Below are 18,729 nucleotides of genomic sequence, written 5' to 3' on the forward strand. Positions count from 1 at the left end.
TCCCCCCAGGCCCCCAGCGGCCCGCCCCCGCCACGGCGGGAGATTCCAGGGCCCCGGGCAACCCGGCCCCGGTCGCTTTAGTAGTCGGCGAGCGCCTCGGCATGCAGATAGCGGGAGTCGCCCGACGGCAACCGCTCGCCGTGCCGGTCGAGGAACTCGCGGGAGGCGAGCAGGACGATGCCACCGTCGTGACCGGCGAGCCAGCGGTGATAGGGATTGGCCGTCAGTGAACCCCGGTGCAGGACAAGGACGTTGTTCATACGGGACGGTCCTCGCGGGCCGGGGCGGGGGCCGTCGGACCGGGCCGCACGTGGACGGCGGTCGCCGTGGCGGCCGTTGTGTCGGGCCGTACCGGGGCGGGAGCCGTCGGGCCGGGATCGGCCGGGGTGTCCCCGGTCAGCCAGGACTTGACCTGGGCCAGCCGTCGCGTCACCGCTTCCTGGTCCGGTCCGCAGACCGTGGCGGCGGCGAGTCCGCGCGCGGTGACGGTGGCCGGCGGGGTGCGGGAGGGGTCCGTCAGCCAGGTGAGCCGGACCAGCCAGTCCGCGTCCGGGCGCTGCCCGGGGGTGCGGCACCGTCCGGGATCGGCCGGGTAGGAGACCAGCCAGCCCGTGGCACGCCGGTGGGCGGGCTGGTGCTGGCGCGGGCGGGGCAGGGGCAGGCCGAGCTGCCCCAGGAGCGCGGCCAGACGCAGGTCCACCCCGTGGCGGTGGCGGAAGGAGGGGATGACGCCGGCTCCTCCGGGACGTGCGGCGATCTCGCAGAAGACCGGGGTTCCGTCCGGCTGGAGGAAGACCTCGAGGTGGGTCACGCCGGAGAACCACGGCATCGTCGCCAGTACGTGCCGGTTGAAGGCGAGCAGCGCCTCCTGCGCCGGTCCCGCGTCGATCGCCACGGACCTGCGCTGGTCGCCCGGGGCCAGGGCCGGGAGAAGGTCCAGATAGTGGGAGGCCATGGCCGCGACAGGTCGGCCCGACTGGACGACGCTGTCGATGTGGCAGGGCGTGCCTTCGATGAACTCCTCGGCCTGATAGGGGCCGGGATGACCGAGGCCGGTCCGTTCCAGCAGCCGCAGTCCGGCCCGGTCGGTCACCTTGTGCACGCCCTGCGCGGCCCAGGAGTCGACGGGTTTGAGGATGATCGTTCCGTGTTTCTCCAGCAGCGGGGCGGCGTCGGCCGGGGCGGTGATCTCGGTGAACTCCGGGGTGCGCACGCCGTCCGCATCGACATGACGCTTCATCAGCACCTTGTGGCGGAACAGGGTGGTCCGGGCCACGTCCAGACCCGGGACGGCCAGCGCCTCACGGAAGGCCGCGGCCGGCACCAGCAGCCGTTCGGTCACCGCCGCGATCCGGTCCACCGGCGGTCCGGCCTGTATCTCGGGCAGCGCGTTCAGGACCCGCGCGGAGTCGGAGGTGTCGGCGGTCACCAGTCGGGACACTTCGCCGGGGCGGTGTTCGTGTGCCTTGTCCGGGGACGTCACCAGCGTGACGTCGTAGCGGTCCGGGTCCAGATAGGGACGGCCGTCGGGATGCCGGTAGGCGTCGTAGCCCCACCGGTCGAGCAGCAGGACGTGTTCACGCTTCACGGGCCGGACCTCCTGGCGTGGGGTCCGGCGAGCGGGAGTCGGTGAACTCGACGAGTGGCGACCGCGTGTACCGGCGCAGCAGGTCCCGGAAGATCTTCCCGGACTCGGTGCGCGGCAGATCGTCCACGAACTCCACCACGCCCAGCCGTCCGGTCTCGCCGTCCTCGCGGTTGTCGCCGTTGACGTGTGCGAGGACCGCGTGCGCCGTGACCGCGCCCGCGTTCCAGCCGTCGGCGAGCCGGAGGTAGGCCTTGGCCGTCAGAGTGCCGGGGCTGTCATGGCCGGGCACCGGCACGACGGCGGCCTCGGCCACCGCCGGATGACTCAGGAGGCGCGCCTCGATCTCGGCGGGGGCGACACGGATGCCGTTCGCGGTGTGGAAGACGTCCTTGAGGCGTCCGATGAAGGTCAGGGTGCCGTCGTCTTCCCGGCGCGCCAGGTCTCCGGTGCGGTACAGCGGGCCCGGGTCGAAGGGGGTGGGCGCCCCGTCGAGGTAGCCGTGCATCAGTCCCGCCGGGCGGTCGCTCAGGTCGAGGCAGATCTCGCCCTCGGAGGCCGGTGTCGTCGTGCCGGGAGGACACAGGACGACCCGGTAGCCGGGCAGGGGCCGTCCTAGGGAGGTGGGGCGGCGGTGTTCGCCGGGCGGCACGCCGAGCACGGCTGTCAGCTCCGACTGGCCGTATCCGTTGCGGACGGTGACGCCCCAGGCGGCCCGTACGGCGTCCACGATGTCGTCGGTGAGCGGCTCACCCACGCTCGTCGCCTCGCGCAGGGCGGTACGACGTCCGGTGAGACCTGCCGCGACGAGCCGTCGCCAGATGGCGGGGGGCGCGCAGGCGCTGGTCGCCCGGGTGCGTTCCAGGACGTCCAGGATCAGCTCGGGGGTGGCGTGGCGGGTGTCCACGGAGACCACTTGGGCCTCGGCGTTCCACGGCGCGAACAGCGAGCTCCAGGGGTGCTTGGCCCACCCGGGGGACGAGATGTTCAGGTGGATGTCTCTGGGTCTCAGGCCGGCCCAGTACATCCCGGAGAGGTGTCCGATCGGGTAGCTCTCGTGGGTGTGGCCCACGAGTTTGGGCCGGGCGGTGCTCCCGGAGGTGAAGAAGCAGCACATGAGTTCGTCGGCCGGGGTGGGGTCCTGTGCGGTGAACCCGTCGGTGAACAGGGCCGCGTCCGTCCAGGGCCGCCAGCCGTGGACGGGCTCGCCCACACAGACCCGGAGTCCCGCGACGGTGTTGAGGGCGGTGTCATGGAAGGCGGGCGCGGCGGCGATGGCGGAGGCGGCGATCACATGGCGGACGCCCGCGCGCCGCAGTCTGTCGTCCACCTCCTCGGGCGCGAGTGTGGTGAACAGCGGCACGGCCACGGCACGCAGTTTCATCAGGGCGAGCAGCAGCTCCCAGACCTCGACGCCGTTGTCGAGGAGCAGGGCCGCCCGGTCGCCCTGGCGCAGGCCCTGGGAGCGGAGCCACCCGGCCACCTGGTCCGAGCGGCGCCGGAGGTGTGCGAAGGAGACCTGCCGGTCCGCGTGCGGGGTGATCACCCGCAGTGCGGTCCGCTCGTTGTCCCGGGCCACCGGGTCGAACCAGTCCAGGGCCCAGTTGAAGTACCGCGGCCGGGGCCGGCGGAACGTCTCGCGGGCGCGGCTGTGGTCGTACATGTGGCGCAGCAGCAGGTCCCGGGCTGCCCGGAACTCCTCGTGGGCGGTGATGTGTTGCCCGGGGGGTCTGCTGTCGAGCGGTGTGCGGGCGTTCATGGTTACCTCCAGGGCGAAGGCGTGTTCCGGTGGACGGGGTGGGGTGGCCTATCGCGGCGGGCCGCTGTGACAGCGGCGGACGATGCTCACCGCGACGGCGTCGGCCTCCCGGTGGAAGGTCGTGCGGCTCTCGGTGCGCCCGTTGCCGATCTGGGTGAACCAGCGGGCGCCTTCGGTGGGGACGCCGAGGGCGTACAGGCCGGTGTGCACGCGGCCTTCGGGGTCCACCAGCCGGTTCTCCGCGGCGGTGATGCGCAGTCCCCCGGTCGTGACGGTGTCGTCGTCCGCGGTGGTCGCGAACTCGCCCGCCAGTCCCTCGTCGGCGAGCTGCCGCAGCAGCGGGTTGTCCGTCGCCGACAGGGGCGGGGCGGGGACGCGGCTGTCGATGAGGGCGCGGACGTGCCGTCGTGACCCGGGTACCGCGGGGGATTCCACGGTGAACAGCCGCTGTTCACGGTCGTGGCCGAAGCGGGTGTCGGGGCCGACCACGTGCACCACGCCGGCTTCGGCGAGGGCGAGGAACTGCTCGGTGCGCAGTGCCGGCGGGCCGGTCGACAGCAGGGACAGCAGCGGCGCGACACGCGTGTGGAAGTCGTCCCGGTACGAGGAGGGTGTGAGTCCGCCGTGTTCGAGGGTGAAGCGCAGCAGGTCGCGGGCGTCCCGGATCACGTCCAGGGCCGCCTTGAGCGGTCCCCGGACATTGCCCAGGCGTGCTTGGGCCAGGTCGTCGCGGAGTGTGCGGTGCAGGTGGGAGGTGAAGTCGGCCGGGCCGGTGAAGCGCCGTCCGGCGAACGGGCGGGCCAGTCGTTCCAGGTCCACGGGTGCCACGTCGGCCAGTGCGTGCGTGTGCAGCACCTCGCGCCAGCGGCGGGCGTCGGGACCCAGTGCGGTGATGTCTCGGACGAGCGCGGCGGCGGCCCGGGGTCCGTGGCGCAGCCGGGCGTGTGCGTGCAGGTGAACGAGGTCGACCTCCGCGGTCAGCAGCGGCAGTACCTCGCCCGCGAAGTCCAGGGCCGGGGTTCCGCGGCTGTCGGCGGCGTCCTTCCTCAGCCCGGCCAGAGCGGCCGCGGTGAAGAAGTACGGGCGGAAGGAGCCGCTCGCCGCGGGCTTCTGGTTGTCCCCGCGGGTGGTGATGGGCAGTCCGCTGCGTGAACCGGCGTGGATGACGGGTTCCTTGCCGCTGGGGAGGTAGACGAGCCGGTCGCCGTCACGGTGGAAGGAGCCGCCGCGGCCCACGCTGAAGGACAGCAGGAGGTCGTAGAAGGACAGTCCGAGTCCGAGGACGCCGACCGGTGCTTCGGCGGGGACGGAGTCGAGGTCGAGGTCTGCTGCCGGTTGTCCGCCGAGGCACAGCAGATCCGGGTTGTTCCGCGCGGCCGTGCGTAGTTCGGGGGTGAAGCGGGGCGGAGCCGGTGTGATGGAGTGGCCGGTGGCCAGGACGACCGCGTCGGCCTCCAGCCGGCGGGTGCCGTTCTCGGCGGACACCTCCAGCAAGTGGCGCCCCTGGTGCGGGCGCAGGGAGGTGACCAGGGCGCGGAGTTCGGTGACGGTGACGTGGCCGGGCAGACGGCGCTCGACCTCCTGGCAGACGTGGGCGAGGTACCCGCCGTACGTCCGGCGCGGTGCGCAGTCGTTCTCGTCGAGGGCGCGGAGTTCGGGGTCGGGGTGCCGGCGCAGCCACTGGGCGAAGGTGGGACCGTGGCCGGGCGGGAACATGGCCGGTTCGCCGATGACGGTGTTCATGAGGAGCCACGGGGGCTGGTCGCTGCGCCAGACCCTTCCGCGGCCCGTCTCCGTCGCGTCCAGCAGCAGGATGTGCACGGTCCGGCGGGGGTGATCGCCGTTCGCGGTGGACAGGTGGTGGGCGAGACGTTCGAAGACGGCGATGCCCCGGGGGCCGCATCCCACCACGGCCACGGTGAACCCGGTGTCGCGGGACATCACGGGGACCGGGTCCCGGCGTGTGCGGGCCGGGCCTCGCTCTGCGGGGGGAGCCGGTCGAGCGAGGCGCGGATCTGGTCCTCGGTGGCGGCCTGGTCGGTCATCCGGCCGCTCAGGTAGTGGTCGTAGGCGGACAGGTCGAGCAGGCCGTGGCCGCTCAGGTTGAACAGGATGACCTTCTCGCGGCCCTCTTCACGTGCTCGGACGGCCTCGTCGATGGCGGCTCTGATGGCGTGTGCCGACTCGGGGGCGGGGGTGATCCATTCCTGTTCGGCGAAGGTGAGTCCCGCTTCGAAGACGCGCTGCTGCGGGTAGGCGACGGCTTCGATGAGCTTCCGCTCGTACATCGCGCTGACCAACGGGGCGGCGCCGTGGTAGCGCAGCCCGCCCGCGTGGATGCCCGGCGAGACGAAGGTGTGGCCGAGGGTGTACATCTTCGTCATGGGGGTGACGCCGGTGAAGTCGTTGTAGTCCCAGGCGTACGTGCCCCGGGTGAGTTTGGGGCACGCCTGCGGTTCCACGGCCACGAAGCGGGTGGCCCGGCCGGTGCGGATCTTCTCGTGGAAGAAGGGGAAGGCGAGTCCGGAGAAGTTGCTGCCCGCGCCCACCGCCCCGATGACGACGTCGGGGAACTCGTCCAGGTCCTCGAGCTGGCGCAGTGCCTCCTGGCCGATCACGGTCTGGTGCAGCAGGACGTGGTTCTCCCCGCTGCCCACCGAAAGGTTGCACCCCTCGCGGGCCGCGGCGTGTTCGAACGCCTCGGCGTTGGCGATGGACAGGCTGCCGCCGGTGTCCGGGTCCCGTTCCAGGGCCGCGCGTCCCGCCGACGTTCCGGTGCTCGGGCCGGGCACTACCCGGGCGCCGTTCATCTCCATCATCACTCTGCGATAGGGCTTCTGCTCATGGCTGACGCGCACCATGTAGACCGTGCAGCGCAGCCCGTACATCCGGGCGGCCAGGGACAGCGCGGTCCCCCATTGTCCGGCCCCGGTTCCCGTCGTCAGTTCCTCCACTCCGGCCTGCTTGTAGTAATAGGCCTGGGCCAGCGCGGTGTTGAGTTTGTGGCTGCCGGTGGGGCTGGTTCCCTCGTATTTGAAGTAGATACGGGCGGGGGTCCGCAGCAGTTGTTCGAGATTCCTGGCACGGCGCAGCGGTGTGGGGCGCCAGCGCAGGTACTGGCGGCGTACTTCCTCGGGGATCTCGATGAACGGCTCGCGGCTCAGGCTCTGCCGGTACATCGTCAGCGGTATCTGCGGTGTGATGGCGCCGTCGGCGGGCCGCTGCCCCTCGAAGGGACGTGCGCGCCGTAACCGGGCCGCGTCCTCGACGTCCGCCAGGTCGGAGAGAACGTTGTACCAGTGGGTGGGAACGATCGACGTCATCCGGCGGATTCCATCCTTTCGCGCTCGATGTGGCGTGCTGTCAGGTCGGTCAGGTCCCCGACGGTCCTCAGCCGGGCCCGGAACAGCTCGGAGTCCGGGATCACGGTCCGGAACTCGGCCTCCAGCCGGACGACGACCTCGAGCAGGGACAGGGAGTCCAGGCCGATCTCGTCGGTGAGCACCTGCTCGTCGGTGATCTCCTCGGCGGGGATGTTCCTCACCTGGCCGAGGATCTTCTTCACCCGCAGGTGGGTCGAGTTCGGCATCACGGCACCCTCAGCGCGGCGGACGTCGTCATGGGCGAGGTGGCCGTGAGGGTGCGGCGGCGGCCACGAGCGGCGCCGACCAGCGGGGGGAGTTCGGACAGCGCGGTGATGCGCGGGACGTGGGGCAGGTGGGCGTAGGCGTCGAAGCGGTCGTAGAGGATGCCGTGGCCGAAGCCGGCCCGCAGCGCGCCGAATACGTCGTTGACCAGGCCGTCGCCGACGTACCAGCACCGTTCGCCGTCGATGCCGAGCCGGTCCAGGGCGTGGCGGTAGATGCGGGGGTCGGGCTTCTCGAAGCCGACGACCGTCGAGTCGACCACGACCTCCAAGTAGGGCAGCAAACCGGCCTGGTGCAGTTCGTCGCGTACGGTTCCCTCCGAGTTGGAGATGACGCCGAGGGTCAGTCCCTGATCGGAGAGGGTGCGCAGGGTCGAGGCGGCCTCGGGGTCGACGTCCCGGTAGAGGTCGGGCCTGGACAGGGCCGACAGGACGGCGGGCACCACCGCGTCGGGGTCGAGGCCCAGGAGGGCGGCGAAGGTGCGCGCGACCTTGGCCGTGCCGTCGGTACCCGCGGGCAGCGGCAGGTGGCGGGCCTCCGCCGCCAGCACGAGCGCCGTGGTGGCGCGGGCGGGGCCGACGCCGGAGTGCCCGGCGGCGGCGAGCTCCTCGGCGAGGACCTCGCCGCTGGGGTGGATCAGGGTGAGGCCGGCGTCGAAGAGCACGGCGTCGGGTGCGGGGGGAAGCGGTGCGTGCGGCACGGGATTCTCCTCGGGGCGAAGTCAGGAACGGGCGGTGGGCGCCGGTTTCGGGCGGCGGGTCCGGACCGGCAGGAAGACCGCGGAGTGGGCTCCAGACGTGGCGGCGGGGCGGAATCCGTGACGGCGCAGGACCTCTTCGATCCGGGGCCGGTCGACGTACTTCGTGTGGATGTCCAGGACCAGGACGCCCACGTTCGCCAGCCACCGGGTGTCCCCGTGGAGCAGGACGTCCTCCTCCGCTCCCTCGATGTCCATCTTGACGATGTCGGCGCCGTCCCAGCCCGCGGCGGCGATCAGGTCGGTGACGGTGGTGGCGGGCACGCGGGTGGACGGGCGGCGCAGCCGGGCCTCGGGCCGGTGCGCGGCCTCCTCGCGGGCACGGGCGACCGGGGCGCTGGTCGAGCTGGAGGACCACCAGCCGTTGGTGTGCAGGGTGACGTGGCCGGGTGCGGAGGCCACGGCGGCGTGCTCGATCCGCCAGTCCCGCCCGTTCGCCTCCTTGTTGCGGCGCAGCACGGCGACGTTCTCGGCCACCGGCTCGACGCACACCACCTGGGCGTCGGGGAACAGGGAGGAGAAGTACAGCGGGGACAGGCCGATGTTGCTGCCGAGGTCGAGGACGCGCTCGACGGGACGGCCCAGCCGTTCTTCGTAGGGGAAGGAGTAGATCTGCTCCGCGAACACCTCGCGCAGCACGAACAGGTCGCTCGCGTGTTTGCGGAAGACACAGGTGACCGCGTTCCGGCCGGAACCCAGGGACACGCTGTGCCGGGTGCCGGGGCCGTTGCGGCCGGTGGCCATCGCCCAGTGGTAGGCGAGCAGCCACCGGCTCAGGGCGGCGCTCCGGCCGGGGTGGGCGGCGCGTACGGCCGAGAGGTCCGCCAGCAGGGCCCGCCCTTCGCGGGCGAGCAGGGAACGGCCGGACAGGGCTTGCGGGTCCTCGTCGCGTCTGAGGTAGTTCATGCCTGCCTCCCGGAGGTGTGTGTCAGCCCAGACGGGGGCCGGCGGTGAGCCACCCTCGTGTGTCGGCGGAGCCGGACTGGACGGCGTCGTAGTACGCCTGCTGGACGGCGGTGGTGATGGGGCCGGGCCGGCCCCGGCCGACGGGGGTGCCGTCGACTCCGACGACGGGGGTGACCTCGCACAGCGTGCCGGTGAGGAAGACCTCGTCGGAGAGGTAGAGCTCGGTGCGTTCGACCTGCCGCTCCTCGACGCGCAACCCCAGGCTGTCGCGCAGCAGTTCGATCACGCTGGCGCGGGTGATGCTGTCCAGGATCGAGTCGCTGATCCCCGGGGTGATCACGGTGTCGCCTCGGACGATGAAGACGGAGGCGCCGCCCGTCTCGGCGACCTTGCCCGCGCCGTTGAGCAGGATCGCCTCGCCGTAGCCGTGCGTGTCGGCCTCCAGCCTGGCCAGGCGCAGGTTGTAGTAGTTGGCCGCCGCCTTGACCTTGGGCGGTGCGGTGTCGTCGCCGGAGCGCCGCCAGGAGGAGACCAGGCAGGTGATCCCGGTCTCGATGGTCTTCTCCCGCGGGGAGGGGAAGACCGGCATGAAGAACCCGGCCTGCATCGCCGAGGCGTCGGCTGTGTAGCGGCCCTTCTCCAGGTAGAGCGTGGGCCGTACGTAGATGTCCTCGCGGTAGTCGAGGGCGCTGACGAGTTCGCTCAGCGCCTTCAGCAGCGTCTCCTCGTCCAGCGTGTGCGGGATGCGGGTGACCTTGGCCGAGTCGCTCAGCCGCCGCACATGGCGGTCGAGGTGCACGAAGTAGTGGCGGGACTCCCGCGCGTTCCAGTAGCCGCGCAGTCCCTCGAAGACGCTCGCGGCGCGCAGCACCGTCTCGGTCCAGACATGGACGCGCGCCTCGTGCCAGGGACGCACCGCGCCGTCGAACCAGATGTGTTCAGGAGTGGAGAGATCAGCCATGAGGTGTCCTCGGATCGGGGCGGGTGGGTTCAGGCGGCCTTGGCGGCGGTGGCGTCCGCGGCGTCGAGGAACTCCTGCACGGTGTGACGGGTGTACTTGTGGTCGGCCAGCTTCGACAGGATGGCGGGGGGCACGGTGACGCAGTGGGCGCCGGCGTCCATGGCCCGCCGGACGTCACCGGGGCCGCGCAGGCTCGCCGCGATGATCTCCGTGCGGTAGCCCCACCGGTCCAGCCAGCGGCGCACCTCCTCGATGACGGCGGCGCCGTCGCCGCCCTCGTCGTCGACGCGGCCGAGCATGATGCTCACGTAGCGCGCGCCCGCCTTGGTGGCGAGGGCGGCCTGGCCGTAGGAGAGGCAGGCGGTCGTGTTGACCTGGACGCCCGCGCCGGCGAGTTCGTGCATCTCGGCCAGGCAGGGCACGCCCTGCGGGGTGAGCATGGGGACCTTGATGGCCACGTTGTCGCCGAGCTCGCTCAGCATCAGCGCCTCGGAGACGAGGGCGGCGCCGGACTCGGCGGTGACCTCGGCGTGCAGGACGCCGGGCGCGATCAGGCGGGCGAGGCTGGCGAACGTCGCGGTCGGGTCGGTGACGCCGTCGCGCAGCAGGACGCTGGGATTGGTGGTGACGCCGTCCAGGATGCCCTGGCCGGACCAGAACTTGACGTGGTTCTCATCGGCACTGTCGAGGAAGAGCTTCACGGTGGTCTCCGGGTTCTTCGAGGATGGTGGTGACGGCGGTCATCAGGTCGGGTGCGACCAGGTCGGGCCGGGCCGAGCGCCGGGTGGGGCACACGTCGCACCGGGTGCGACCGATCCAGGCGGTACGGCAGCCGGCGGCCTGTCCGGCGGCGATGTCGCTCGGGGTGTCGCCGACGAACCAGCAGCGCTCCGCGCGCAGGCCCCGGTGCTGTATCGCCTGCCGCAGCAGCCCGGGGGCCGGTTTGCGGTTGGCACAGTCGGCTCGCAGGCGGGGCAGCGCGGCCTCCGGGTGGTGCAGGCAGTAGTAGACGTGGTCCACGTGGGCGCCCTGCTCGGCGAGGAGCTGGACGAGCGTTCCGGTCACGGCGGCCAGCAGCCGGGTGGTGAACTTCCCCTTGGCGATGCCCGGCTGGTTGGAGGCGACGATCACGGGGACGCCGGCCTCGTTGGCCCGCCGTACAGCCTGTGCGGCGCCGGGCATCAGGCGCACCTGGTCGGGCCGGTGCGGGGAGTCGACGGTGCCGAGGTCGGGCTCGTGCCACAGGGAGTTGAGAACGCCGTCGCGGTCCAGGAGCAGGGCGTCGGGGGTCATGGCCGCAGGGACTCCCAGCGCGGTGTGGTCACGGCGAGCAGGGGGTGCACGATGAGCATGTGCCATACGACGGACTGGAAGATCTCGGTGTGTGTGGTGCGGTAGTTCCGGTCGTTCACGGGCACGCGCAGGCATTCGTCGGCCATGCGGGCGGTCTCTCCGCCGTCGGGGCCGACCACACCGCAGATGTACGCGCCGGCGTCCTGGGCGGTGTGCAGGGCCTCCACGAGGTTGACGCTCACGGGGGGTTGCTCGCTGCCGCCGCCGACGGAGAAGACCATCACGGCATCGCGGTCCGTGATGTTCGCGCAGGTGAGCCATTCCGCGTAGGCGGAGCGCCAGCCGCGGTCGTTGATGGCCGCGGTGAGGGTGGCGGCGTTGTCGGTGGGCGCGTGGGCGTCGAGACCGGCGAGGTTGCGCAGGTCGCACACGGCGTGGGTGGCGTTGCCCGCGCCGCCGCCGACGCCGAGCAGGAAGACCCTGCCCCGTTCGGCCCGTACCCGGGCGAGACGCTGTGCCATGCGGTCGACGGCGGTGTGGTCCAGGTCGCCGGCGACGGCGGCGAGGGTTTCCAGGAAGCGGGTACCGAGGTCGACGCCCGGAGGGGTCTCGACAGTGACGGTCATGATGCTGGGTCCCTTTCGTCGAGGTGGACGCGGGTGAGGGTCGTGCCCGAGGTGGAGAAGGTGAACGGCACCGGCTGCAGGACCTGTTCGCGCATGGCCGCATCGAGGCGGTCGCGGTGGACGGGGTCGGCGTACAGGAGCAGGAAGCCTCCGCCGCCGGCGCCGACGAGCTTGCCCGCCTGGGCTCCGTGCTCCAGGGCGGTGGTGTAGGCGCCGTCCCAACTGGACGGCGGGGCACCGGCGTTCTTCACCGCCCAGTGCCGCCGCAGCAGGGCGGGGACGTCGTCGACACGGCCCGCGCACAGTGCCTCGGTCATCTCGTGGCCGATCTCCTTGATGGAGTGCAGGGCGGCGATCCTGTCCTCGCGGTCCTGCGCGGGAGCGGCCAGGTGGCGGGTGCTGTCCCGGCGTACGCCGGTGTAGTAGAGGCACAGGTGCTGGTGGAGCCGGTCCAGGGTGGCCGGTGCGACGGGCGGCGTGCTCGCCTCGGTGGTGCCGTCCGGGGCGATGAGCAGGCGGCGCAGGCCGCCGAGCGCGCACACGTACGGGTCGTGGCGTCCCACCGGGCGGCCCAGGCGCACCGCCTCCAGTTGCCAGGCCGCCTCGGCCAGTCCGGCCCGGCCCGCGGCCAGCGGGTCGCGGCCCGCGAGTGCTTCGGTGGCGGCGAGCAGGCTGACCGCGAACGCGCCGGAGCTGCCCAGTCCGGTACCGGCGGGGACGGGCCCGAAGGAGGTGATCTCGCACGGTTCGTCGAGGCCGGAGGCTTCCAGTGCGGCGGCGACGTAGGGGTCGCCGAGGTCGTGGCCCTTGTCGCCGTGGAGGGTCTGTTCGTGGCTGTAGCGGAAGCGTCCGTCGAGGCGTCCGAGGCGTGCGGCGACCGTGACGCGCAGGCTGATGGCGATGGACAGCACGTCACCGCCGAAGCTGTCGGCGTAGTACGGCAGATCGGTGCCGCCGCCGCCCAGGGAGAGGCGCAGCGGTGTGCTCGCCACGACGAACGAGCCGGGCTCGGGGCCGCCGTTCATGTCCGGGCCCCCGTGGTGGCCGGGCTGCGCTGCTCGGCGAGCATGCGCCGGGCGGACTCGAGTACGGACTGCTCGGCCGTGTGCCGCGGCCGCCATCCGGTGGACAGCACTTTGTCGATGGACAGTTCGATCACCGGCTGATCGCCGGACCAGGACAGCGCGGCGTCGTCGGTGCGGATCGTCGGCGGGTCGAGGTCCAGGGCCCGGGCGACGAGTGCCGCGACGCCCGCGGTGTCGACGCTGCCGCCGGCCGCCAGGTTGTAGACCTCGCACGCGGGGTGGCCGGGGCCCTCGGTGGCCCGGGTGACCTGGTCCATGCCGGCGACGATGTCGTCGATCAGGACGTAGCTCTTGCGCTGCCGTCCGTCGCCCAGGACGCGCAGCTCGGTGGGGTTCTCCTGCAGTTTGCGCAGGAAGTCGCGGACGATGCCCCGGCCCATCCGTCCGCCCAGGACGTTGCCGAGGCGGTAGATGCGGGCGCGCAGCCCGAACATCGCGCAGTAGGCGGAGATCAGTGCCTCGCCGGCCACCTTGCCCGCGGCGTAGAGGGAGTTGGGCAGCAGCGGGCCGTCCGCCTCCGTGACGAGGGGGCCGAGCCGGTCGCCGTAGACACCGCTGGTGGAGGGGAACACGATGGTGGTCACGCCGTGGGTGCGCATCGCCTCCAGGACATGGCGGGTCAGGCCCGCGGACTGCCTGAGGTCGATCTCGGTGTCCCGGGCACCCAGCGGGATGTCCGCGTTGGCGGCCAGGTGCCACACCTCGGCGACGCCTTCGAGCAGGTCCGGCAGAAGGGCGAACAGGTCTCCGGGGACGTAGCGCAACCGCGGGTGTTCCAGCAGGTCGGTGAGGCGTTCCGCCTCGGCGGCCGGGACGATGTCGGTGGCCAGGACGGTGCGGTCGGCGGCGAGCAGGTGGCGGACCGCGTGGCTGCCGATGAAGCCCGCGGCCCCGGTGATCAGGACGGTCACAAAGTCTCCTTCAGGACACGTCGGCCGCGGACTTCGCGGACTCGACGGCGAGGGCGGCCAGGGTCGCCGCGTCGACGACGCGGCCGGCCAGGACATGGGCGGCGAGCCGGTGGCGCGGCACACCGCGGACGGCGCCGATGGCTTCGTCGGCCTCGGGGGACGCGGGCCCCGGGTGGCCGCCGTGCACCCGCACGACGGCGAAGCGCTGGGTGGCCCAGTCCGCGGCTTCGTACAGGTCCTCGACGAGGATCTCGGCGCTGCCCCCGTGCCAGCCGGTCTCCTCCCGCAGTTCCCGCAGGGCCGCCTGTGCGGCCGACTCACCCGGCTCCAGGCCTCCTTGGGGCAGTTCGAGGCTCCAGCGGGCCGCGGCGTAGCGGTACTGCTCGGTCATGAGCAGTCCCTCGGGGGTGTCGCACAGGACGATGACGAAGTCCGCGCGGGTGACGACGGTGAACTGTCCCGGTACGCCGTCCGCGCGGACGAACTCGTCCTCGCGGACGGTCATCCACGGGGTGCGGTGGACGACGCGGCTCGCGCGCCGGGTCTTGGGCGCGGGGGTGGTCTCAGGCATGGACACGGTCGCTCCCGGCTTCCTGGGCGGCCACGTGCGCCGCGAACTCGGCGTAGCCGGAGGGTGATCCGATCTCCCAGAAACGCTCGGTCACTTCGAGTGCGGCGAGCCGGCCCGCACTGACGAGGGGGGCGTAGAGCTCCGCGAGGTCCGCGGGCCCGCTGTCGGGGAGGTGTTCGACGGTGGCCCGGCGGAGCAAGGTGATTCCGTAGTCGACGTAGGCGTACGTTCCCGGGGGACGGCCCTTGTCGTACGTGGTGACCCGGCCGTCCTGGACGGCGACGTTGCCGGGGACCAGCCAGTCGTGGTTGCGCAGCACCGCCATCGCGGCGTCCAGGCCCGAGCCGTGCCAGCGGTGTGCCAGGTCGGTCAGCGGGGCGGGTGTGTGGCTGTCGCCCATGACGAGGGCGAACTCGTCGGCCAGGTAGGGCAGGGCGAGCCGCAGGGAGCCCGCGGTGCCCAGCGGTTCGGTCTCCACCGTGCTGGTGACGTGTATCCCCGCCGTACCGTGGACGTCGAGGAACCGCAGCACCTGATCGGCCAGGTGGCCGAGGCAGAGGTGGAGCTCGCGCACTCCTTGGCGGGCGTGGTGGGCGAGCAGCCGGGCCAGGAACGCGCGGCCGCCCACCGGCAGGAGCACCTTGGGGGTGTGGGCGCTCAGCGCGCCCATACGGGTGCCGAGTCCTCCGGCCAGCACGACGACCTGCGGCGGCCGGGCCGCGCCCAGGGGGGTCATCGGGTGCCTCGGACCGTTGCGGGAACAGCGAGTTCGCGCAGCAGCTCGTCCGTGCGGTCGATCATGCGACGGAGCGAGAAGCGGGCCAGGACGTGGGCTCGGGCCCGGCGGCCGAGGTCGCGCCGCAGGTCCGCGTCCGCGCAGAGCGTGGCCAGGGCGCTCGCCAGCTGGCCGGGGGCCTCGGGGGCCACGCGCAGGGCGAGCCCCTCCTCGGTGAGGACCTCGTCGAAGCCGTCGATGCGGGTGGCGATGACGGGTCGTGCGGCGCTCATCGCCTCCAGCAAGGACAGGCCGAGGCCTTCGGAGTGGCTGGGCTGGGCGACGATGTCGGCGGCGGCGAGGATGCCCGGCATCTGCTGGACGGTGACGGATTCGTCGAGCTGGATCCGGGGCGCGCCGACGCGTGCCGCCCGGGCCCGCAGGTCGTCGGCGTAGTCCTGGGAGGCGGAGCTGACTCCCCCGACCAGCAGCAGCCGCAGGCCGGGGCGGCCGAGGGAGTCGAACGCCTTGATGAGTTCCCGCTGGCCTTTGCGGGGCTTGAGCCGCCCGGCGCAGACGACGAGCAGGTCGTCGTCGGCGATGCCGTACCGGTCACGGACCCGCTGTCGCAGCGGGGCGGTGTGCGGGGCGTCGGTGAAGGCGTCGGTGTCGACTCCGTGGTGGATGAGAGCCACGCGTTCGGCCGGCAGGTGGGCCAGGGCGCGGGCGGCGTACGAGTGTGATCCCGCGAGGACCAGGTCGGGGGCCATGCGCCGGTAGCCGAGCATGGTCTTGCCGATGCCCAACGGCTCTTCCAGTGGGGCGTGTTCGTGGTAGGCGCCGACCAGTGGGATGGACAGTTCGTCGGCCACGACGCGGCCGGCGACGGTCGTTTCCAGGCTGTTGGCCAGGATCAGGTCGGGTCCGAACTCGGACACGACATCGGCGAGTTCGGGCAGGAGTCCGAAGTAGAGCTGTTCCCAGGGAAGTTTGCTGGGGTCCTCCAGCAGGCCGCGGTAGCCGCCGAGCCTGATGATGCGGATGGGACCGTCGGTTTCCCTCGGGGGTGTGCCGGCGACCGCGTCGGTGACGACGAGGACGTCGTGGCCGGCGTCGGCCAGGCCGTGGGCGACCGTGCGGGCGTAGGACTCGGCGCCGCCCATCGTCGGGGCGAACGCGGAGGTGAGCAGAAGTACGCGCGGAGGCATGGCGAGGCGGTCCTCCTTTCCGGGTGTGGGCGCACGGGACCGCGACCGCGGTTCCGGCCTGATCGACGGGGTGGAGGGGGCGGGGGCGCGGACGCTTCAGGAGGCGGGCAGGATGCGCAGCTTGCGCCCCTCGCGCCGGACGCGGTCCTCGGCGAACGCGGCGAAGAGGCCGGGCAGCATGTCCCGCTCCGTCTGCAGGATGCGCGGCTCGACGGTCGCGATGGTGTCGTCGACGTCGACGGGGATGGGCTCCTGGGCGATGATCGCTCCGCCGGCTCCGGAGAGCGCCTGGCGCAGGTGGAAGGTGACGCCGATCAGCTTGACACCGTGGTCGAGGGCCGGCCCGATGGCCTCGTCGTCCTCGGCGAAGGCGGGCAGCAGGGACGGGTAGACGCTCATCACCCGGTCCGGGAAGGCGCTGAGCAGGGCCTCGTCGATCACGTCGCTGTAACCGGCCGAGAAGATGAAGTCCACGCCGGCCTTATGCAGTTCGGCGGCCATCGCCTCGTCGCGCGCGGCCCGTGAGGGGTAGTCCTCCAGGCGGTGCAGGGACACGTGCGGTATGCCGTTGTCGCGGGCCACGCCCAGGGCGGGGCAGTCGAGGTTGGCGACCGCGGCGACGACCTTGCCGTGGCCCGTGCAGGTCTCCAGGACCATCCGCAGGGCGTTGCCCCGTCCGGACGTCATGACACCGATGTTGAGCATGGCTTCTCCGTTTTCCTCGGTCACAGCGGGAGGCTCGCGTAGCGCTGGGGGTCCCCGATGGCGGTGGGGCGGCCGTCGGTCGCCCCGAGCAGCCACTCGTTGGGGCGCCGTCCGTGGTCGTCCTCCATCCGCGGACGGGGGTGGTGCAGGTGCAGCAGGACCTCGTCGGACATGTGGACGGGGGTGTGGCGCTGGAGGTGGTCGAAGAACTCGTTGTCCTCGTCGCCCCAGCCCTCGTAGCGTTCGTCGAAGCCGTGGATGTCGTGGAAGACGTCGCTGTCGACGAGGATGCAGCCGCCCCTGTTGGTGACCAGCCGGTAGCCGTGCAGCTCGTCCGGGTCGACGGTCTTCGCCGGGGTGAACAGCCGTGCGCGCAGGGCTGTTTCGCTGGAGCTCTCGTCGAGGTAGTGCAGGCTCTCGTGGGGAAGCAGCGCCCGCGCGCCGACGGTCCCGAGCCGGCCCAGCAGCCGCTCCAGGAACGTCCGGTCCGGCAGCACGTCCGCGTCGAGGAAGAGCAGCCGGCGGTCGTTGCCGCGGGTGGCGACGGCGCCGACGTTGTGTGCCCAGCTCCGGTTGTAGGGGCCGTCGTGAGGGGCGTGGATGTACAGGTCGGCCAGGGGGGCGATCAGGTCGCGGTGCCGGGCGTGGTCGTCCTGCTCGACGACCACGAGCCGGTGCCGGGCGGGGTCGAGCGACTGGTCGCGCAGGGCGGCGGCGGTCGCGACGGCGTTGCGCAGCCTGTCGCCGGAGGTGGTGTCGCGGAAGTCGAGGACGACGGTGACGTCCCAGCGACCGGTCATGTCCCGGGGCTCGGCGGCCGCCGCGGCGGCGATCTGCCGGGCGGTGGGGGTGCCGTCGGCCGGGCGGCTCTCGTGGCGGTGGCCGCGGTCCAGGACGATGCGGTTGCGGTCGTCGAAGACCCGTATGTGCGCGTCGAGTTCGGCCGCGAGGGTGGCGTCCTGGCGCAGGACGTCGGTGACGGCGGCGGACAGTTCCTGCTGGAGCCGCCGGTCCAGGGGGTCGTGCCGTAACCCGCGCAGGGCCGCGTCGAGCGGGCCGCCGGGGGCCCGCCGGGCGGCGGCCGTCAGCAGGTCCTGGATACGGGTGCCCAGCCGTTCGGTGCGCCGCCACATGGGAGCGCTGACACGGGCGGCCGGGTCCAGCAGGGTGACCACGGCGACGGCGGCGCGCTCGGCGACCGGCGCGGGCCGCGGGCGGGCGGCCGGGCCCGTCATGAGAGCACCGCCCGGTGGAAGACCGGGCCCTCGGTGCTCGCGTTGCCGGTGCCGTCCAGGACCAGATCGGCGTGGTGGTGCGGGCGTTCGCCGTCCACGTAGCTGTCCTCGGCGGGCATCCACAGGTCGACCCACTGGCTCTCGGCCTCGGCGCCGTCGCGTTCGAGACCGCGGCTGAGCCGCAGTTCGCGAGGGGTGTGGCAGTAGACGCGGTAGGTGTACAGGTCCCGTACGCGGGCCCGGGTGCTGTAGACGCCCTCGATGACGAGGGGGACGCCGGCGGGGAGGTCGTGCCATTCGGCGAGCCGGTCGCTGTCCCAGTCGTAGCGCTGGTAGCGGACGCTCTCGCCGGCGAAGGCCGGGCGCAGCACCTGGCGTTCGAGCCGGTCCAGGTCGAAGTCGGCACCGAAGCCGCCGGGCCGTTCGTCGTCGCTGGTGCGGTAGAAGTCGTCGACGTGGACGACGACCGCGCCGGGCAGGCGCTCGGCGAGCAGCTCGGCGAGGGTGCTCTTGCCGGACGCGCCCGGACCGTCGACGCCGACCAGAACGCGGCGGCCGCCGCGGTCACCGCGAGCGCGGATCTCCGCGGCGATCTCGTCCAGGTCGCAAGCCTTCTGCGTCTGCATGGTCATCCCTTCGTGGGCAGCCGTGCGCCGCACCGGTGGTGCGGGGACACGGGGGTGGTCACAGGCGCCGGGTCGCATACGAACGAAGCGAAGCCGCATCGGCGTCTGTGTACATGATGCGGGTGTCCGGCGGGTGCGG

Annotated in this window: 20 protein-coding genes; all 20 read right to left on the bottom strand. The window is 72.4% G+C overall.

The genetic code is table 11. The features are described 5' to 3' along the window. Positions 1-77: 77 nt before the first annotated feature. The gene (locus tag ACFXGX_RS07425) at positions 78-260 is read right to left on the bottom strand and encodes a hypothetical protein (protein ID WP_384785998.1); all 183 of its coding nucleotides are present in this window, start codon (positions 258-260) and stop codon (positions 78-80) included. After that, positions 257-1,588 (bottom strand): acetyl-CoA carboxylase biotin carboxylase subunit family protein, encoded by a 1,332-nt coding sequence (locus ACFXGX_RS07430; protein ID WP_384786001.1) that lies wholly within the window; start codon positions 1,586-1,588, stop codon positions 257-259. The genes ACFXGX_RS07425 and ACFXGX_RS07430 overlap by 4 nt, the downstream gene beginning before the upstream one ends. After that, a complete protein-coding gene (locus tag ACFXGX_RS07435; protein ID WP_384786004.1) occupies positions 1,578-3,344 on the bottom strand; it encodes an AMP-binding protein in 1,767 nt (588 codons plus the stop codon). The genes ACFXGX_RS07430 and ACFXGX_RS07435 overlap by 11 nt, the downstream gene beginning before the upstream one ends. A 48-nt stretch (positions 3,345-3,392) precedes the next feature. Then, positions 3,393-5,285, bottom strand: coding sequence for an FAD/NAD(P)-binding protein (locus ACFXGX_RS07440; RefSeq protein WP_384786007.1), 1,893 nt, complete (start codon positions 5,283-5,285; stop codon positions 3,393-3,395). Then, on the bottom strand, positions 5,285-6,667 hold the full coding sequence (locus ACFXGX_RS07445) for a TrpB-like pyridoxal phosphate-dependent enzyme (RefSeq protein WP_384786010.1): 1,383 nt from the start codon (positions 6,665-6,667) through the stop codon (positions 5,285-5,287). The genes ACFXGX_RS07440 and ACFXGX_RS07445 overlap by 1 nt, the downstream gene beginning before the upstream one ends. Continuing rightward, on the bottom strand, positions 6,664-6,933 hold the full coding sequence (locus tag ACFXGX_RS07450; RefSeq protein WP_384786013.1) for an acyl carrier protein: 270 nt from the start codon (positions 6,931-6,933) through the stop codon (positions 6,664-6,666). Before ACFXGX_RS07450 ends, ACFXGX_RS07445 begins: the two co-directional genes overlap by 4 nt. Next, a complete protein-coding gene (locus tag ACFXGX_RS07455) occupies positions 6,933-7,691 on the bottom strand; it encodes an HAD family hydrolase (protein WP_384786016.1) in 759 nt (252 codons plus the stop codon). The genes ACFXGX_RS07450 and ACFXGX_RS07455 overlap by 1 nt, the downstream gene beginning before the upstream one ends. A 21-nt stretch (positions 7,692-7,712) precedes the next feature. Further along, positions 7,713-8,654, bottom strand: coding sequence for an FkbM family methyltransferase (locus ACFXGX_RS07460; RefSeq protein WP_384786019.1), 942 nt, complete (start codon positions 8,652-8,654; stop codon positions 7,713-7,715). Positions 8,655-8,676: 22 nt separating this feature from the next. Continuing rightward, positions 8,677-9,615 carry a branched-chain amino acid transaminase gene (locus ACFXGX_RS07465; RefSeq protein WP_384786022.1) on the bottom strand — a complete coding sequence of 313 codons (939 nt, stop codon included), beginning with the start codon at positions 9,613-9,615 and terminating at the stop codon, positions 8,677-8,679. Positions 9,616-9,644: 29 nt separating this feature from the next. After that, complete coding sequence (locus ACFXGX_RS07470) at positions 9,645-10,316, bottom strand: transaldolase family protein (RefSeq protein WP_384786025.1); 672 nt, start codon at positions 10,314-10,316, stop codon at positions 9,645-9,647. Next, positions 10,288-10,908 (bottom strand): D-glycero-alpha-D-manno-heptose-1,7-bisphosphate 7-phosphatase, encoded by a 621-nt coding sequence (locus ACFXGX_RS07475; RefSeq protein WP_384786028.1) that lies wholly within the window; start codon positions 10,906-10,908, stop codon positions 10,288-10,290. Before ACFXGX_RS07475 ends, ACFXGX_RS07470 begins: the two co-directional genes overlap by 29 nt. Then, positions 10,905-11,534, bottom strand: coding sequence for an SIS domain-containing protein (locus ACFXGX_RS07480; RefSeq protein ID WP_384786031.1), 630 nt, complete (start codon positions 11,532-11,534; stop codon positions 10,905-10,907). The genes ACFXGX_RS07475 and ACFXGX_RS07480 overlap by 4 nt, the downstream gene beginning before the upstream one ends. Further along, positions 11,531-12,559, bottom strand: coding sequence for a hypothetical protein (locus ACFXGX_RS07485; protein ID WP_384786034.1), 1,029 nt, complete (start codon positions 12,557-12,559; stop codon positions 11,531-11,533). The genes ACFXGX_RS07480 and ACFXGX_RS07485 overlap by 4 nt, the downstream gene beginning before the upstream one ends. Continuing rightward, the gene (locus ACFXGX_RS07490) at positions 12,556-13,530 is read right to left on the bottom strand and encodes an NAD-dependent epimerase/dehydratase family protein (RefSeq protein WP_384786037.1); all 975 of its coding nucleotides are present in this window, start codon (positions 13,528-13,530) and stop codon (positions 12,556-12,558) included. Before ACFXGX_RS07490 ends, ACFXGX_RS07485 begins: the two co-directional genes overlap by 4 nt. Positions 13,531-13,540: 10 nt before the next feature. Then, the gene (locus ACFXGX_RS07495; RefSeq protein WP_384786040.1) at positions 13,541-14,101 is read right to left on the bottom strand and encodes an NUDIX hydrolase; all 561 of its coding nucleotides are present in this window, start codon (positions 14,099-14,101) and stop codon (positions 13,541-13,543) included. Further along, on the bottom strand, positions 14,094-14,837 hold the full coding sequence (locus ACFXGX_RS07500) for an NTP transferase domain-containing protein (RefSeq protein ID WP_384786043.1): 744 nt from the start codon (positions 14,835-14,837) through the stop codon (positions 14,094-14,096). The genes ACFXGX_RS07495 and ACFXGX_RS07500 overlap by 8 nt, the downstream gene beginning before the upstream one ends. Then, positions 14,834-16,024, bottom strand: a complete 1,191-nt coding sequence (locus ACFXGX_RS07505) for a glycosyltransferase family 4 protein (protein ID WP_384786045.1) — start codon at positions 16,022-16,024, stop codon at positions 14,834-14,836. Before ACFXGX_RS07505 ends, ACFXGX_RS07500 begins: the two co-directional genes overlap by 4 nt. A gap of 96 nt (positions 16,025-16,120) precedes the next feature. Further along, positions 16,121-16,753, bottom strand: a complete 633-nt coding sequence (locus ACFXGX_RS07510) for a phosphoribosylglycinamide formyltransferase (protein WP_384786048.1) — start codon at positions 16,751-16,753, stop codon at positions 16,121-16,123. Continuing rightward, the gene (locus ACFXGX_RS07515; protein WP_384786051.1) at positions 16,750-17,964 is read right to left on the bottom strand and encodes a galactosyltransferase-related protein; all 1,215 of its coding nucleotides are present in this window, start codon (positions 17,962-17,964) and stop codon (positions 16,750-16,752) included. Before ACFXGX_RS07515 ends, ACFXGX_RS07510 begins: the two co-directional genes overlap by 4 nt. After that, on the bottom strand, positions 17,961-18,590 hold the full coding sequence (locus ACFXGX_RS07520) for a uridine kinase (RefSeq protein ID WP_384786054.1): 630 nt from the start codon (positions 18,588-18,590) through the stop codon (positions 17,961-17,963). Before ACFXGX_RS07520 ends, ACFXGX_RS07515 begins: the two co-directional genes overlap by 4 nt. Positions 18,591-18,729: the final 139 nt, after the last annotated feature.

This window comes from Streptomyces sp. NPDC059371, assembly GCF_042751995.1.
Classification (GTDB): Bacteria; Actinomycetota; Actinomycetes; order Streptomycetales; family Streptomycetaceae; genus Streptomyces.

Excerpts from the sequence above, each read along its gene's own strand:
- ACFXGX_RS07480 (WP_384786031.1), bottom strand. The coding sequence starts at position 11,534 with ATGACCGTCACTGTCGAGACCCCTCCGGGCGTCGACCTCGGTACCCGC.
- ACFXGX_RS07435 (WP_384786004.1), bottom strand. The coding sequence starts at position 3,344 with ATGAACGCCCGCACACCGCTCGACAGCAGACCCCCCGGGCAACACATC.
- ACFXGX_RS07425 (WP_384785998.1), bottom strand. The coding sequence starts at position 260 with ATGAACAACGTCCTTGTCCTGCACCGGGGTTCACTGACGGCCAATCCC.
- ACFXGX_RS07500 (WP_384786043.1), bottom strand. The coding sequence starts at position 14,837 with ATGACCCCCCTGGGCGCGGCCCGGCCGCCGCAGGTCGTCGTGCTGGCC.
- ACFXGX_RS07465 (WP_384786022.1), bottom strand. The coding sequence starts at position 9,615 with ATGGCTGATCTCTCCACTCCTGAACACATCTGGTTCGACGGCGCGGTG.
- ACFXGX_RS07505 (WP_384786045.1), bottom strand. The coding sequence starts at position 16,024 with ATGCCTCCGCGCGTACTTCTGCTCACCTCCGCGTTCGCCCCGACGATG.
- ACFXGX_RS07450 (WP_384786013.1), bottom strand. The coding sequence starts at position 6,933 with ATGCCGAACTCGACCCACCTGCGGGTGAAGAAGATCCTCGGCCAGGTG.
- ACFXGX_RS07445 (WP_384786010.1), bottom strand. The coding sequence starts at position 6,667 with ATGACGTCGATCGTTCCCACCCACTGGTACAACGTTCTCTCCGACCTG.
- ACFXGX_RS07495 (WP_384786040.1), bottom strand. The coding sequence starts at position 14,101 with ATGCCTGAGACCACCCCCGCGCCCAAGACCCGGCGCGCGAGCCGCGTC.
- ACFXGX_RS07485 (WP_384786034.1), bottom strand. The coding sequence starts at position 12,559 with ATGAACGGCGGCCCCGAGCCCGGCTCGTTCGTCGTGGCGAGCACACCG.
- ACFXGX_RS07440 (WP_384786007.1), bottom strand. The coding sequence starts at position 5,285 with ATGTCCCGCGACACCGGGTTCACCGTGGCCGTGGTGGGATGCGGCCCC.
- ACFXGX_RS07520 (WP_384786054.1), bottom strand. The coding sequence starts at position 18,590 with ATGCAGACGCAGAAGGCTTGCGACCTGGACGAGATCGCCGCGGAGATC.
- ACFXGX_RS07460 (WP_384786019.1), bottom strand. The coding sequence starts at position 8,654 with ATGAACTACCTCAGACGCGACGAGGACCCGCAAGCCCTGTCCGGCCGT.
- ACFXGX_RS07475 (WP_384786028.1), bottom strand. The coding sequence starts at position 10,908 with ATGACCCCCGACGCCCTGCTCCTGGACCGCGACGGCGTTCTCAACTCC.
- ACFXGX_RS07515 (WP_384786051.1), bottom strand. The coding sequence starts at position 17,964 with ATGACGGGCCCGGCCGCCCGCCCGCGGCCCGCGCCGGTCGCCGAGCGC.